Annotated in this window: 16 protein-coding genes and 1 pseudogene; 9 read left to right on the plus strand and 8 right to left on the minus strand. The window is 73.5% G+C overall.

What is annotated here, in order from left to right; translation table 11 throughout:
- The first annotated feature begins 12 nt into the window (after nt 1–12).
- A complete protein-coding gene (locus tag O7546_RS14350) occupies nt 13–1,581 on the plus strand; it encodes an MDR family MFS transporter (protein WP_281601075.1) in 1,569 nt (522 codons plus the stop codon).
- A 66-nt stretch (nt 1,582–1,647) separates the two neighbouring features.
- Here the strand turns inward: O7546_RS14350 and O7546_RS14355 are convergent, their stop codons facing one another.
- The 3 genes from O7546_RS14355 to O7546_RS14365 all read right to left on the minus strand — a co-directional run bounded on the left by O7546_RS14355 (nt 1,648) and on the right by O7546_RS14365 (nt 4,462).
- Nucleotides 1,648–1,956, minus strand: coding sequence for a hypothetical protein (locus O7546_RS14355; RefSeq protein WP_194802546.1), 309 nt, complete (start codon nt 1,954–1,956; stop codon nt 1,648–1,650).
- Nucleotides 1,957–2,090: 134 nt separating this feature from the next.
- Nucleotides 2,091–2,636, minus strand: a complete 546-nt coding sequence (locus O7546_RS14360) for a TIGR04222 domain-containing membrane protein (protein WP_281601076.1) — start codon at nt 2,634–2,636, stop codon at nt 2,091–2,093.
- A gap of 284 nt (nt 2,637–2,920) precedes the next feature.
- Entirely contained in the window at nt 2,921–4,462 is a 1,542-nt protein-coding gene (locus tag O7546_RS14365) for a glycosyltransferase family 39 protein (RefSeq protein WP_281601077.1), read from the minus strand.
- A 108-nt stretch (nt 4,463–4,570) separates the two neighbouring features.
- Between O7546_RS14365 and O7546_RS14370 the strand changes: the two genes are divergently transcribed.
- The 4 genes from O7546_RS14370 (at nt 4,571) to O7546_RS14385 (ending at nt 6,657) form a co-directional block, all read left to right on the plus strand.
- Entirely contained in the window at nt 4,571–5,059 is a 489-nt protein-coding gene (locus tag O7546_RS14370) for a GNAT family N-acetyltransferase (RefSeq protein WP_194802549.1), read from the plus strand.
- Nucleotides 5,060–5,117: 58 nt separating this feature from the next.
- Nucleotides 5,118–5,642 (plus strand): DUF2087 domain-containing protein, encoded by a 525-nt coding sequence (locus O7546_RS14375; protein ID WP_194802550.1) that lies wholly within the window; start codon nt 5,118–5,120, stop codon nt 5,640–5,642.
- Nucleotides 5,639–6,148 carry a GNAT family N-acetyltransferase gene (locus tag O7546_RS14380; RefSeq protein WP_281601078.1) on the plus strand — a complete coding sequence of 170 codons (510 nt, stop codon included), beginning with the start codon at nt 5,639–5,641 and terminating at the stop codon, nt 6,146–6,148. Before O7546_RS14375 ends, O7546_RS14380 begins: the two co-directional genes overlap by 4 nt.
- 74 nt (nt 6,149–6,222) lie before the next feature.
- Entirely contained in the window at nt 6,223–6,657 is a 435-nt protein-coding gene (locus O7546_RS14385; RefSeq protein ID WP_013286325.1) for an Hsp20/alpha crystallin family protein, read from the plus strand.
- A 5-nt stretch (nt 6,658–6,662) separates the two neighbouring features.
- Here O7546_RS14385 and O7546_RS14390 read toward each other — a convergent pair whose 3' ends face one another.
- On the minus strand, nt 6,663–7,676 hold the full coding sequence (locus O7546_RS14390; protein WP_194802551.1) for a YafY family protein: 1,014 nt from the start codon (nt 7,674–7,676) through the stop codon (nt 6,663–6,665).
- 83 nt (nt 7,677–7,759) lie between these two features.
- Between O7546_RS14390 and O7546_RS14395 the strand changes: the two genes are divergently transcribed.
- The 3 genes and pseudogenes from O7546_RS14395 to O7546_RS14405 all read left to right on the plus strand — a co-directional run bounded on the left by O7546_RS14395 (nt 7,760) and on the right by O7546_RS14405 (nt 9,625).
- Nucleotides 7,760–8,749, plus strand: coding sequence for a tyrosine-type recombinase/integrase (locus tag O7546_RS14395; protein WP_194802552.1), 990 nt, complete (start codon nt 7,760–7,762; stop codon nt 8,747–8,749).
- Between the two features lie 31 nt (nt 8,750–8,780).
- Nucleotides 8,781–9,074: pseudogene (locus tag O7546_RS14400) on the plus strand (LLM class flavin-dependent oxidoreductase); the annotation flags it as partial.
- An 86-nt stretch (nt 9,075–9,160) separates the two neighbouring features.
- Nucleotides 9,161–9,625, plus strand: a complete 465-nt coding sequence (locus tag O7546_RS14405; protein ID WP_281601079.1) for an LLM class flavin-dependent oxidoreductase — start codon at nt 9,161–9,163, stop codon at nt 9,623–9,625.
- A 4-nt stretch (nt 9,626–9,629) separates the two neighbouring features.
- Here the strand turns inward: O7546_RS14405 and O7546_RS14410 are convergent, their stop codons facing one another.
- Nucleotides 9,630–10,001: a VOC family protein gene (locus O7546_RS14410; protein ID WP_194802554.1), complete on the minus strand. Its 372-nt coding sequence runs from the start codon at nt 9,999–10,001 to the stop codon at nt 9,630–9,632.
- A gap of 117 nt (nt 10,002–10,118) precedes the next feature.
- Here O7546_RS14410 and O7546_RS14415 point away from each other — a divergent pair, with 117 nt between their 5' ends.
- The gene (locus tag O7546_RS14415; RefSeq protein WP_194802555.1) at nt 10,119–10,577 is read left to right on the plus strand and encodes a hypothetical protein; all 459 of its coding nucleotides are present in this window, start codon (nt 10,119–10,121) and stop codon (nt 10,575–10,577) included.
- A 3-nt stretch (nt 10,578–10,580) separates the two neighbouring features.
- On the opposite strand, the gene O7546_RS14420 is transcribed toward O7546_RS14415, so the two are convergent.
- The 3 genes from O7546_RS14420 to O7546_RS14430 form a co-directional block, all read right to left on the minus strand.
- Nucleotides 10,581–11,255: a thymidine kinase gene (locus O7546_RS14420; RefSeq protein WP_228532739.1), complete on the minus strand. Its 675-nt coding sequence runs from the start codon at nt 11,253–11,255 to the stop codon at nt 10,581–10,583.
- Between the two features lie 104 nt (nt 11,256–11,359).
- Nucleotides 11,360–12,751: an MFS transporter gene (locus tag O7546_RS14425; RefSeq protein ID WP_194802556.1), complete on the minus strand. Its 1,392-nt coding sequence runs from the start codon at nt 12,749–12,751 to the stop codon at nt 11,360–11,362.
- Nucleotides 12,752–12,771: 20 nt separating this feature from the next.
- On the minus strand, nt 12,772–13,539 hold the full coding sequence (locus O7546_RS14430; RefSeq protein ID WP_194802557.1) for a glycerophosphodiester phosphodiesterase family protein: 768 nt from the start codon (nt 13,537–13,539) through the stop codon (nt 12,772–12,774).
- Nucleotides 13,540–13,605: the final 66 nt, after the last annotated feature.

The following is a 13,605-nucleotide window of genomic DNA, read 5'->3' on the forward strand; positions in this document are numbered from 1 at the left end:
ACAAGGAGTTCGATGACCACCGCCACTGTTCCGCCCGCCGAGACGGGTACGCGGATGTCGCGCCGGGAGGTCCTCCAGGCGTTGTCCGGCCTGATGGTCGGCATGTTCGTGGCGATCCTCGCCTCGACGGTGGTGGCGAACGCGCTGCCCCGGATCATCGCCGACCTCGACGGCAGTCAGACCGTCTACACCTGGATCGTCACCAGCGAGCTGCTGGCGATGACCGCGACGGTGCCGCTGTGGGGCAAGATGGCCGACCTCTACAGCAAGAAGCTGCTGATCCAGTTGTCTCTCGGCCTGTTCGTGGTCGGCTCGCTGGTCGCCGGCTTCACCCCGAACGTCGAGGTGCTGCTGTTCAGCCGGGTCATCCAGGGCATTGGCGCGGGCGGCATGACCGCGCTCGCCACGATCGTCATGGCGGCCATGATTCCGCCGCGTGAGCTGGGCCGGTACGCCGGAATCTTCGGCGCCGTCTTCGGTGTCGGCACCATCGCCGGCCCGCTGATCGGTGGCGTCCTGGTCGACACGTCCTGGCTCGGGTGGCGCTGGTGCTTCCTGATCGGCGTGCCGTTCAGCCTGCTGTCCATCGCGCTGCTGCAGAAGACGCTGCACCTGCCTGTGGTACGCCGCAAGGTCCGCATCGACTGGCTCGGCGCCCTGCTGATCACCTCGGGCGTGTCCACGCTGCTGATCTGGTCGTCGCTGGCCGGCAACAAGTTCGACTGGGCGTCCGGCTGGACCGCGCTGCTGGTCGGCGGCGGGCTGGCGCTGCTCGCGCTCGCCGTGTTCGTCGAGTCCCGCACCGAGGAGCCGATCATCCCGCTCGGCATCTTCCGCAACCGCACCGTCAGCCTCACCACGATCGCGAGCATCCTCGTGGGCGTGGCGATGTTCGGCGGCACCGTCTTCCTGTCGCAGTACTTCCAGACCTCGCTCGGCAAGTCGCCGACGGCGGCCGGCCTGATGAGCCTGCCGATGGTCCTTGGCCTGCTGGTCTCCTCGACGGTGGCCGGCCAGCTGATCACCAAGTACGGCCGATGGAAGATGTTCCTGGTCGCCGGCGCCGCGGTGATGACGGTCGGCATGCTGCTGCTGAGCACCATCGACGCGAACACGAGCGTGCCGATGCTGTCGGTGTACATGGCGGTGCTGGGTGTCGGCGTCGGCATGCTCCTGCAGAACCTGGTGCTGGCCGCGCAGAACGACGTACCGGCCGCGGAACTCGGCGCGGCCACCTCGGTGCTGACGTTCTTCCGCAGCATGGGCGGCGCGGTCGGCGTGAGCGCGCTCGGCGCGGTCCTGGCGAACCGGGTGACCTCGCTGACCGTCGAGCGGCTGGGCCCGATCGCGGCCGGCGGCGGATCGGCCGAGGTGCCGGACCTGTCCGCCCTGCCGGAACCGGTGCTGCGGATCGTGCAGGACGTCTACGGCATCGCCACGTCGGAGATGTTCCTCATCGGCGCGCCGTTCGCGCTGCTCGCCCTGATCGTCGTGCTGTTCATCAAGGAGAAGCCGCTGAACACGCTCAGCGGAGACGAGCGCCGGGCCCGCGAGGAGGCGGCAGCAGCCGGCATGCACTGACCACGTCCGGTCGAGCGTGACGGACCGCCCCCGGCCACACCGGGGGCGGCCCTTCCTCGCGTACGGTCAGCGTTCGGTGCGGTCGTTGATCTCGGTGCCGGACTCGCCGGGCATGGCGCCGATCGCCTCCTCGGCGGCCCGGCCGCCGGTGCTCTCGTCGCCCTGCGTCAGCGAGCTGCGGGGCAGCCCGGCCAGGTGCGCCGGGTCCTCGATCGGCTGGGGCGGCCACTGGTCCTGCGTACCGTTCGTCACCCCGGCGCGGCGTAGCGCCTCGACCAGTTGGTCCGGCGACAGGCGGTCGACCTCCTGTATGCCGGCCCCGCGCGCAATCGCCTGCAGTGTCTTCAGGTCTTCGCTCACGAATGTCTCGGCCATGCCCGAGCCTTCCCGGCCCCCAAGACAAGGAAACCGGCGGGCCCGCCCCGTCCGGATCGATCATGAAGTTGTACCGGACAAACCGGGCGCCGGACACCGTCAACCTCATGATCGACGCGAAATGGGGGGTTCGGTCAGCGGCGGGCGGGTTTGCGGTCGGGGCGAGGACGGTCCCGTTCCGGGTCGACGCCCACCTGCACGGCGAACGCCGGGTCCACCGCGAGCAGGGGACGGGGGCCGAACAGGGCCATTCCGGTGAGGAGCGTGTCGGTGTCCCGGCCCTGCCAGACCGGGCGGCGCTCGGGGTCGAGGTCGGCGTGCTCGCGGCGCAGCCGTCGCAGCAGCGCGCGGGCGGCGGCGCCGGTCTCCGGCACCTCGGTCAGCCACCAGCCACCGAGCGCGGTGGCCAGGCAGCACAACAGCAGCCCGGCGACCGACGCCGGACCGCCCGCCGAGCGCCCCTCGACAGCGCTGTCCACGAGCCGGGTCAAACCGACCGCGGCGACCGCGAACAGCGGCACCGTGCCCAGCGCGATCCGCCGTCGCTGCGCGCGGGTGAGCAGCCACCCGTCGCGGACCAGCCGCCCGACCGTACGGCGCAGCGCCCGGCCCACGGCCGGGTCGGCGAGCACCGCCGCCCAGGTCTGCGGGCGGCGCAGCGCGGTGTGCAGGGCCCGCACCAGCGCGGGCGAGCCGGACGGGGGCGGCCCCTGCGCGTGCAGGGTGGAGTTCGCCGACGTCGACCCCGCCCGCGCGGCGCAGCGTGGCCACCCCGACCTGGCAGGCCAGCAGCGCCCGGTCGGTCAGGTACGCCAGCTCGACCCGGTCGGGTGTCGCACCCCGGGTACGGCGGCCGGTCAGTTCCCGTACCGCCACGGCGATCACGACTGCTACGGCGACCGCGCCGAGGTAGTCGAGGAGGAAGACCGGCCCGCTGACTCCCCAGAGCATGGCGGCAAGTATCTCAGGAGCCGTGGCGTACCTCGGTGTCCCAGATCTGTGACCACGGACGCCGCAGTCCCCGCGCGACGAAGATCGGCTCGCCGTTCTCGTCGTTGTCGACGTCGACCCGCTGGTCGACCCGGCCCGCCTCGGTGACCTCGGTGAACCAGGCACGCAGCGGCTCCGGGCGGGACCAGCCGACGACGATCACCACGTCGGCGTCGTCGGGCGGCCGGCCGAACGTGGCCATGCTGTTGTGCCCGGAGTAGGCGTGGGGCAGTCCCCGGGCCGGCCCGTAGCGGGCCAGCGCGCCGGCCTCGCCGTAGTTGCCGGCCAGCACCACCGCCCGGTCGCGCTCGGCCGGGGGCAGTGCGCGGTGCACGGCGGCCACCGAGTCGGCGAACTCGGGCCAGCCGATGGTCTCGCCCGCGTCGTAGTTGGCCGCGACCACGAACCCGGGCAGCCGGTCGGCCGGCAGCGTGGGCAGCAGCAGCACCGCGCTGCTCGCGGCCATCAGCGCGACGGCGGCGACCAGCAGCGCCTGCCGGGCCCGGGCCGCACCGCGCCGCGCCCACTCGACGGCCGGTACCACGCCGGCGGCGGTGAGCACCAGCAGCAGCGGCGCGTCGTAGTAGCCCTTGCCGCCGGCCACCACCACGATCGCGACCACCACCAGCCACGCCCAGGCCAGCGACCGGTACGCCGCCCAGGCCGGCCGGCGCAGCAGCGCCACCAGCCCGGCGACCCACACCGGAACAGCGAACGGGCTGATGATCAGGAACTGGAGCACCACCGCGTCGATCCGGCCGCTGTAGGAGCTGTCCCCGTCGGCGATCGACGCGGCGACGTCGAGCTGCGGGAAGCCGTGCGCGGCCTGCCACGCCGCGTACGGCACGGCGAGCAGCGCGGCGACGCCCGCACCGGCGAGCACCCACCGGTCCCGCAGCAGCCCGCGCGGCCCGGCCATCAGCAACCCGGCGACCAGGCCGACGCCGAGCAGCGCGGGCAGCGGCTTGTTGAGCAGGCCGACACCGAGCGCGAGCCCGGCGCCGAGCGCCCACCGGGTGTCGCCGGTGCGCAGCATCCGTACCACGCACAGCGTGGCGGCCAGCCACACCAGCAGGTCGACGCTCGTGGTGCTGAGCAGATGGCCGCCGGCCAGCACGATGCCCGAGGCGGCGGCGAGCACCGACGCGGCCGTCCGGGCGGCGCGGCCGGCGCCGAACTGCCGGGCGGTCGCGGCGACCAGGACCACCGCCGCGCCGCCGATGAACGCCGACGGGGTACGCAGCACCACCAGGTTGCCCGGCGCGATCGTGTCGGCCAGCCGGGCCAGGGCCGGCACGAGGGGCCCCTGGTCGACGTAGCCCCAGTCGAGGTGCCGGCCGCACAGCAGGAAGTACAGCTCGTCGCGGTGGTAGCCGTAGCGGCCGGCCAGCGACAGCAGCACGACAGTGAGGACCGCGCCCACCACCAGGGACGCGGCGGTACGCGGACCGGCGGGCGGCGGGCCGCCGGGTGCGGCGGCCTCGCTCCGATCGATGTCGGCGACTGATTCGGCCACCCGTCCATGATGGCCCCGGCCGGTGGTCCGTCGATGCCCCGCCACCCTCGGCCGGGTGGACGGAAACCGGTGGCCGGACGGCCGGGGCGGCGGCTAGCGTGCGCGCCGATGCTGATTCGTGACTACACAGACGCCGACTGGGCCCCGGTCCGGCCGATCCTCGCCGACGTCATCACCGCCGCCGACACGTTCCCGTACGACCCGGACTGGCCGCCGGAGACGTTGCGGGAGGTGTGGGTGGAGCGCCCGCCGGGGCGTACCTCGGTCGCGGTGGACCACGACGGCGCGGTGTGCGGCACCGCGAAGATGGGCCCGAACCGGCCCGGGCCGGGGTCGCACGTGGCGACGGCGAGCTTCATGGTCGCGGCGGACGCCCGCGGCCGGGGTGTGGGCCGGGCGCTGTGCGAGGAGGCGCTGGACTGGGCCCGGCGGCAGGGTTTCGCCGCGATGCAGTTCAACGCCGTGGTGGAGACCAACGCGGCAGCCGTGGAGCTGTACCGGCGGCTCGGCTTCACCGTCATCGGCACCGTGCCGGAGGCGTTCGCGCACCCGACGCTGGGACGGGTCGGGCTGCACGTGATGCACCGGCGGCTGTGAGCCCGGCGGCCGGAAAACGCCTCGCCGGATCCGGCGGGTTGCTGACAGGCTGCCCGCCATGACCGCTCAAGCCCTCGCCGGGGCGCTCGCCGACGAGCGCCGCCGGACCGTGTTCGCCGCGATCGTGCTCGGCGCCCGGGACGTGCCGGCCGTGGTGGCCCGTACCGGCCTGCCCGCCCGCGACGCCGCAGTGGCCGTCCGCCGTCTCACCGACGCCGGGGTGCTCGCCGACGACGGCGGCCTGCGGGTCGACGCCGAGCGGCTGCGCGAGTTCGCGCGGGCCGGTGCGGCGGCTTCGGCGGCGCCGGCCGCGAACCCGCGCGAGACGATCCTGCGCACGTTCCTGCGCGACGGCGCGCTGACCCGGCTGCCGGCGCAGCGGGGGCGCCGCCGCGTGCTGCTGGAGCACATCACCGAACGCACCTTCGAACCCGGGCGGCGCTACCCGGAGCGGGAGGTGGACGACGCGCTGCGCCGGTGGTGCGAGGGCGGCGAGGCCGACCACGTGACGCTGCGCCGCTACCTGATCGACGACATGCTGCTCACCCGCGAGCAGGGCGTCTACTGGCGGACCGGCCCGTGACCGGCTGGAGCACGCGGGTCGTGCACCCGGACGAGCCGGACGCGGCGCTGCTGCTGCGCGAGTACATGGCGGAGATGGTGCGCCGCTGGTACGGCCGTCCGGAGCGGCCCGCTGAGGTGGACGCCGCGCTGGCCGAGGACCCGAGCGACGACCTGGTCCCGCCGGCCGGGCTGCTGGTGCTGGTCCGGCGCGACGGCCGCCTCGCCGGGTGCGCCGGGCTGCGATGGCAGCCGGACTGGGCCGAGCTGACCCGGGTGTACGTGCGCCCGGAGCACCGGGGTGCCGGGGGTGGGGCGGCGCTGATCGCCGCGATCGAGGCGTACGCGACCGCCGGCGGGGCGACGCGGATCCGGCTGGACACCCGCTCCGACCTGGTCGAGGCGCGTGCCCTGTATGCCCGGCACGGTTACCGGGAGATCCCCGCCTTCACCAGCGGACCGTACGCGCAGCACTGGTTCGAGAAGACGCTTGCGGGACGAGTTGACGAGGCGGCGCAGGCGCGCTAAAACAGAACCAGGAACTTGAGTCACTTAGACTCAACTTGAGACCTTGGGCCAGGAGAACCGAGGAGGCAAGAGCCATGTTGATGCGTACCGACCCGTTCCGCGAGATCGACCGGATCGCCGAGCAGTTCTTCGGCACCACCGCCCGGCCCGCCGTGATGCACCTCGACGCGTACCGCGACGGCGACCACTTCTACGCGGCGTTCGACCTGCCCGGTGTGGACCCGGACAGCATCGACTGCACCGTCGAGCGCAACGTGCTGACCGTCCGCGCCGAGCGCCGCCGTCCCACCGGCGAGAACGTCGAGCTGGTCGCCGCCGAGCGTCCGATGGGCACGTTCACCCGGCAGCTGTTCCTGGGCGACACGCTCGACACCGACCGGCTTGAGGCCGGCTACGACAACGGGGTGCTGACGCTGCGCATCCCGATCGCCGAGCGCGCCAAGCCGCGCCGGATCACGGTGAGCACGCCCGCCGAGAGCAACGGCCACCGTCAGCTCACCACCGCCTGAGCACGTCACGCCGACGCGGGGGAGGCCGGAGCACCGGCCGACCCCGCGTCGCCGTAGAGCCGGGCCAACGCATGCGCGGTCGCGATGAACCGTTCGCGCAGGTCGGCCGGGGTCAGCACCTCGACCTCCGCGCCGAGCTTCAGCAATTCGGCGTGGGCGTGCCGGACCGACTCGATCGGCACCGTGGTCTCCAGCCATCCGTCCGGGCCGGGCTCACCGGCCGCGGCCCGGGCGGCGCGGCTCATCTCCGGCGGGAACACGTACGGCATGAACTCCAGCGCCGCCACGGTGAGCCGGATGCGGGCCTGGTCGCGGTATACGTCGCGTTCGTAGCGGGCGGTCCACTCCCGCCAGTACGCGGCCAGGTCGAAGTCGTCGGACCGCGCGTACGGCTCGTCGGTGACCTCGACGTCGAGCACCGCACCGACCCGGTAGGTGCGTACCTGTTCCTCGCAGCGGCCCACCAGATACCAGCGGCCGGCCTTGAGCACCACGCCCAGCGGGGCGACGAGCCGGGTCACCTCCCGCGGCGCGCGCCAGCGCCGGTAGCGCAGCCGCACGAGCCGGTCCCGCCAGACCGCGCCGGCCAGCGCCTCCAGGTGCGGGGTGGCTTCGGGGTGCCGGAACCAGCCGGGTGCGTCCAGATGGAATCGTTGCCGGATCCGGCCGCTGCGGTCGGCCAGCTCACCGGGGAGCGCAGCGCGCACCTTCAACTCGGCGGCGGCCACCACCGACGCCAGTCCCAGTTCGGCGGCCGGGCCGGGCAGACCGGCGAGGAACAGCGCCTCGACCTCCGGGCCGGTCATCCCGGTGAGCCGGGTCCGGTAGCCCTCCAGCAGTCGGTATCCGCCGGCCGGCCCCCGATCGGCGTACACCGGCACACCGGCGGCGCCGAGCGACTCGACGTCGCGGTAGACGGTTCGCACCGACACCTCCAGGGCGTCGGCGAGTTCCGGGGCTGTCATCCGCCCCCGGGTCTGCAGGAGTAGCAGCAGGGAGACCAGCCGGCTGGCACGCACCCGGTGACGGTAACCCGGCCCGGGCGGCCGGGAACGGGCGCGCCTCGTCGCCAAACCCCCCACTTACTGAGAACCTTTCTCACATGCTTCGCCCCGAGGTGCTGCCCCGCGCCCGCCCCGCCGCCCTGCCCGCCGGCCCGGCCGACGTCACCGAGGCGTGGCTGCGCAACCGGCGGCTGTCCGAGCACACCCGCGACGCGTACCGCCGCGACGTCACCGGCTGGCTGAGCTGGTGCGCCGAACACGGCGTGGATCCGCTGCGGGCGACCTTCCTCGACGTCAACACCTACGGCCGCGAACTGGAGACCACACCCCGCGGCCGGGCCGGCCGCCCGCTCACCCCGGCCACCGTCGCGCGCCGGCTGTCCGCGCTGTCGAGCTGGTACGACTTCCTGGTCAAGCTGGGCGCGGTGCCGGCCAACCCGGTGTCGGCGGCGGATCGTCCGCGCGTGGACCGGGACCACTCCGCCACCGTCGGCCTGACCCCCGAGGAGGTCGACGCGCTGATCGCCGCCGCCGAGGCCGACACCGGCCCGGCCGCCGCCCGGAACCGGGCCGCCGTCGCACTGCTGGCCGACCTGGGCCTGCGGGTCGGGGAGTTGGTCGCGCTGGACGTGTCCGACCTGGGCACGGAGCGCGGTCACCGCAGCGTCCGCTTCGTCGGCAAGGGCGGCAAGGTACGCCGGCGCGCACTCACCCCCGGCACCGCGTACGCGGTCGACGCCTACCTGGCCGTGCGGGCCGCCGCGCAGGTTGTCACGGTGCCGGAGCTGACCGGTCCGCTGCTGGTCACCTCCACCGGCGGCCGGCTGGACCGGCACGCCGTGTTCCGGCTGGTGCGCCGCCTCGCACAACGTGCCGGGATCGCCGCGTGGGCGAAGCTGTCGCCGCACTCGCTGCGCCACGCGTTCGCCACCACGGCCCGCTCCGAGGGGGTTCCGCTGGAGGACGTGCAGGACGCGATGGGGCACGCCGACCCGCGTACCACCCGCCGCTACGACCGGGACCGGCACAACCTGGACCGCGATCCGGCGTACGCGATCTGGGCCGCGCGGGCCCGCCGGCGCGGCTGAGCCCGTCGTAGCCCCGCCGTAGGGTGCCGGCATGCGACACGGACTGGAGATCGCCTGCGGCGGGGCGGCACTGACGGTTACCGACCTGGTGGCCCTCGGTGAGCTGGCCGAGCGGGTCGGCTGGGACGGGATCTTCCTGGAGGACTACCTCGTCCACCACTCCGGCGACGACCCACCCACCTGGGATCCGTGGCTGGTGCTGGCCGCGATCGCCGGGCGCACCGAACGGGTACGGCTCGGCACCACTGTCACCGCGCTGCCGCGGCGCCGACCGGCCAAGCTGGCGCGCGAGGTGCTCACCCTCGACCACCTCTCCGGGGGCCGGGCCGGCGTCGCGGTCGGAGTCGGCGACCCCGCTGACCCGGGTCTGGCCGCGTTCGGCGAGCCCACCGACCCAAGACCCGCGCCGCGATGCTCGACGAGGGCCTCGACCTGCTGGTCGGGCTCCTCGGCGGCAAACCGGTCACGCACCGCGGCGTCCACTACCGGGCCGAGGGCGTGGCGTTGCGTCCGGCGCCGGTGCAGTCGCCCCGGGTGCCGGTCTGGGTGGGCGGCAGCACCCAGGCGAAGGCGGTGCTGCGGCGCGCCGCCCGGGCGGACGGGATCGTGCCCTACAAGCTGACCGACACCGAGGGGTGGTCCGACTTCACGCCCGACGAGGTGGCCGAACTGGTCGCCGCACTGCCGGCCCGCCGGGCGGACGGCCAGGCATTCGACGTGGCCCTCGGCGGCCGGCGGCGGCGTCCCGACGAGCGGGCCGAGCGGGCCTACCTGGCGCAGGTAACGCAGGCGGGCGCCACCTGGTGGCTGGAGTACGTCCCGGCCGCCGATCCGGCCGCGATGCGGGCCGCGGTGCTCCGCGGCCCGCTGCGCTGACCGGTCAGCCCTGCGGGCGGGGGCAGAGGCAGAACGGCTGGCCGATCGGGTCGAGCAGCACGGTCCACCGCTCACCGCCGGGCTGGAACCCGGGCCGGGTCGCGCCGGCCGCCACCAGGTCCTTCTCCGCGACCGTCACGTCGTCGACGTAGAGGTCGAGGTGGTACCGCTTGCCGCCGCTCTCGTCCGGCCAGGCCGGCGGCGCGTAGCCGGGCACCAGGCCGAAGCCGATCGACGTGCCGTCCTTGACGATCATCGCGTACTCGGCCTGACTGTGGGTGATCTCCCAACCGAGCGCGTGGGCGTAGAAGGCCGCGTGTGCGGCGGGGTCGGAGCTGTCCAGGTTGATCATGGCGATGTCTGCGTGAGTGGTCATACCGGGAGTCTGCCGCTCGTACCTGCCACCTGTTGTCAGGTACGAGCGCGAGGCCGGCTCGGCCGGAGCACCGCAAGTGCCTGCGCGCCGCTGCCCGGTTGCCTACCGTCGTCGGTGATGGGCAGGCAACGGGAGTGGCAGCACCCGGCCCGGCGTCGCCGCCCGCTACGCGCGGGCGTGCTGATCGCCGGTCTCGGCGTGGGCACCTGCCTGATCGGGGTGGCCGGTCTGGCGGCGTGGAACGCGCAGGTGGTGCTCCAGGCCGACGGGCCGGTGCGGGAGACCGCCGACGGGTTCTTCCGCGACGTCGCCTCCGGGGACACCGACGCGGCGTACGAGCGGCTGTGCGCCGAGGCCCGGGGCAAGTGGAGCAAGTCGGGCTTCGGCAGTTGGGTCCGTACGCCACCGCAGGTCAGCGGCTACGAGATCGTCGACGTGTCGGTGGCGACCCGGTCCGGCAAACCGACGGGGACGGTGATCGTGCGGATCAACCGCGACGGCGGCGGCAGCGAGGAGCGGGAGCTGCCCGTGGTGCCGGAGGGCGGCGGCTGGCGGGTGTGCGGAGACCCGTTCTGACGTTCAGCCGCGCGGGCCGAGGTCGCCGGAGCGGTAGTGGCGCCGGCACAGCACCTGGTAGCGCACGTCGGCGGTGTCGACGGTGTCGCCGATGACGACCTGCGCGCCCTCGCGCACCACCCGGCCGTCCACCACGCGGGCGTTGAGCAGCCCTTCCCGGCCGCACCAGCAGAGCACCTCGACCTGGATGCGGGCCACCTCGTCGGCCAGCTCGAACAGCCGCTGCGCGGCCGGGAACAGACAGGAGCGGAAGTCGGTGGCCAGGCCGAAGGCGTAGACATCGACGTCGAACCGGTCGACCAGCTCGGCCATCTGCTCGATGTGTTCGAGGTTGTAGAACGACGCCTCGTCGCAGATCAGGTAGTCCACGCGTACCCCCTCGGCCCACGCGTCGCGGACCAGGGCGCGCAGGTCGAGGTCATCGGTGACCTCGACCGCCTCGTGGGCCAGGCCGATGCGGGTGGTGACCTGCGGGCCCAGCGAGCGGTCGATACGGGTGGTGACCAGGCCGCGGCGGCCCTGCCGGGCGTGGTTGTGGTTCATCTGCAACGCCATGGTGGACTTGCCGCAGTCCATCGGCCCCCAGAAGAACTTCAGCGCGGCGGCGTGCAGCGGCCGGCCGTCGACGCCGCGGGCGGCGGCGCAGCCGGCGGCCCGGTCGTCGCCGGGCCCCGGCAGGGGGCGGGCCAGGCAGGTCTGGGCGGCGTCGTCGGTCACGTCGGGGCAGCCTAGTCCATCGACACCACCCGATCAGGCCCCCGATGATCGACGGGCACGGCGGGTCAGAGCACCCGGGGCGGGGTGTTGCCGGCGGCGATGATGGCCCGGCGCATCGGCACGGCGGCCAGCAGCGCGAAGCCGACCACGAAGAAGATCAGCAGAGACACCAGGCCCACCCGGTATGACGAGGTCAGCTGGAAGACCAGGCCGAACGCCAGCGGGCCGAGCCAGCTGGTGCCCTTGTCGCTGATCTCGTAGAAGCCGTAGTACTCGCCCTCCTTGCCGGCCGGGATGAGCTGACTGAACAGTGAGCGGCTCAGCGCCTGGCTGCCGCCGAGCACCAGGCCGATGCAGCCGCCGAGGATCATGAACGGCACCGGCGCCTCGGCGGGCAGCCGGAACGCGGCGATGATCACACCGGTCCAGAGCACCAGCGACAGCAGCACGGTCTTCCAGGCGCCGATGCGCTTGGCGAGCGAGCCGAGGGCGAGGGCGCCGCCGAAGGCGAGGAACTGCACCAGCAGGATGGTCACGATCAGGGTGCTCTGCTCCAGCCGCAGTTCCTCGGTGCCGTACTGGCTGGCGAGCGTGATGACGGTCTGGATGCCGTCGTTGAAGACCAGGAACGCGAGCAGGAAGAACAGCGTCAGCGGGTACGTCTTCAGTTCCCGCAGGGTGCGCCCGAGCTGCCGGAACCCGTCGGTGAGCACGTTGCCGCCCGCCTGCAGGGCTGCGGCGGTGGGGTGTTCGCGCAGCCAGCGCAGCGGGACCAGGGTGAACGCGGCCCACCACACGCCTGCCGACACGATCGACCAGCGGGCCAGGTCCAGCGTGCGCTGGGCGTTGCCCTCCTCGCTGAGCATCGTGACCGCGACCAGGTTCAGCGCGAGCAGCAGGCCGCCGCCGAGGTAGCCGATGGCCCAGCCGCGGCTGGAGATGCCGTCGCGTTCGTCCGGGCCGCCCAGTTGCGGCAGGAACGAGTTGTAGACGACCACGGCGGCGCCGAAGGAGATGTTCGCGATCAGGAACAGCGCGCCGCCGAGCAGGTAGCGCTCGCCGGTGACGAACGCGAACGCGATGGTCGCGCCGGCGCCGGTGAACGCCGCGGCGGCGAGCAGCCGCTTCTTGTGCGCCGACCGGTCGGCGATCGCGCCGATCACCGGCAGCACGAACACGGTGAGGAAGACCGACAGCGAGATCAGGTACGGGTAGAACGAGCCGGCGGCGACCTTGATGCCCAGCGGGTACACCGCGCCGTCGCAGCTGTCCGCGCCCAGTTCGCACCCGGCGGCGAGTTCGGTGACCGTGGTGAGGAACGGCCCGAGGAAGACCGTGATGACAGTGGTCTGGAACGCCGAGTTCGCCCAGTCGTAGAAGTACCAGCCGGTGCGCTCGCGGCGGGTGCTGCCCGGTCCGGCGGGGTCGGCGACGGCGGGGGTGACCGTATCGGCCATCGGGGGTCGTCCTCGGGGGCTCAGGCGGCCCAGTGGCCGCGACTGCGATAGACGTCACGGAGCACGCTGACGTGATCGGTCATGATGCCATCCACACCAAGATCAAGTAAGTGGTGCATCTGGGTGGGATCGTCGATCGTCCAGACGTGCACCTGCAACCCGAGCCGGTGGCAGTACGCGAGGAACCGCCGGTCGGCCACCGGCACCCGTCCGAAGGCGACCGGCACCTGCGCGGCCACCACCGACGGGGGCAGCCGTAGCGGCCGTCCGTGCAGCGAGGCCAGCCGCAGCCGGGCCACGCCGCGCATGCCGAGGCTGGTGGCGACCTTCGGCCCGGCCAGCGCCCGCAGCCGGGCCAGCCGGGCGTCACTGAACGAGGCGAGCAGCACCCGCTCACCGGCGCCGGTCCGGGTGACCGTGGCGACGGTGGGCGCCACGCCGCCGTCGGACTTCACGTCGATGTTGAAGCGCACCTGCGGCCAGGCGCCGAGCACCTCGTCCAGGCGTGGCACCAGGGCGGCACCGCCGACCCGTACCGAGGACAGGTCGGCCCAGCGCAGGTCCGCGATGCGGCCCGGCTCGCCCGTGACGCGGCGCAGCGTCGGGTCGTGGAACACCACCGGTACGCCGTCGGCGGTGGCGTGCACGTCGGTCTCCACGTACCGGTAGCCCAGGGCGACGGCACGGGCGAACGCGGTGGCGGTGTTCTCGTCGCCGTCGGCCGCGCCGCCGCGGTGGGCGAACGCCAGCGGCGCGGGCGCGTCGAGGTAGCCGTGACGGGGCTGCACGCGGGCAGTATGCCCGGCCCGGGTGACGCGCACATGGCCAGGCAGTGAAATTACCTATCGTTCCCT

It is taken from the genome of Micromonospora sp. WMMA1976 (genome assembly GCF_027497335.1).
Taxonomy (GTDB): domain Bacteria; phylum Actinomycetota; class Actinomycetes; order Mycobacteriales; family Micromonosporaceae; genus Micromonospora; species Micromonospora aurantiaca.

Excerpts from the sequence above, each read along its gene's own strand:
- O7546_RS14350 (WP_281601075.1), top strand. The coding sequence starts at position 13 with ATGACCACCGCCACTGTTCCGCCCGCCGAGACGGGTACGCGGATGTCG.
- O7546_RS14355 (WP_194802546.1), bottom strand. The coding sequence starts at position 1,956 with ATGGCCGAGACATTCGTGAGCGAAGACCTGAAGACACTGCAGGCGATT.
- O7546_RS14370 (WP_194802549.1), top strand. The coding sequence starts at position 4,571 with ATGCTGATTCGTGACTACACAGACGCCGACTGGGCCCCGGTCCGGCCG.
- O7546_RS14375 (WP_194802550.1), top strand. The coding sequence starts at position 5,118 with ATGACCGCTCAAGCCCTCGCCGGGGCGCTCGCCGACGAGCGCCGCCGG.
- O7546_RS14385 (WP_013286325.1), top strand. The coding sequence starts at position 6,223 with ATGTTGATGCGTACCGACCCGTTCCGCGAGATCGACCGGATCGCCGAG.
- O7546_RS14395 (WP_194802552.1), top strand. The coding sequence starts at position 7,760 with ATGCTTCGCCCCGAGGTGCTGCCCCGCGCCCGCCCCGCCGCCCTGCCC.
- O7546_RS14405 (WP_281601079.1), top strand. The coding sequence starts at position 9,161 with ATGCTCGACGAGGGCCTCGACCTGCTGGTCGGGCTCCTCGGCGGCAAA.
- O7546_RS14410 (WP_194802554.1), bottom strand. The coding sequence starts at position 10,001 with ATGACCACTCACGCAGACATCGCCATGATCAACCTGGACAGCTCCGAC.
- O7546_RS14415 (WP_194802555.1), top strand. The coding sequence starts at position 10,119 with ATGGGCAGGCAACGGGAGTGGCAGCACCCGGCCCGGCGTCGCCGCCCG.
- O7546_RS14425 (WP_194802556.1), bottom strand. The coding sequence starts at position 12,751 with ATGGCCGATACGGTCACCCCCGCCGTCGCCGACCCCGCCGGACCGGGC.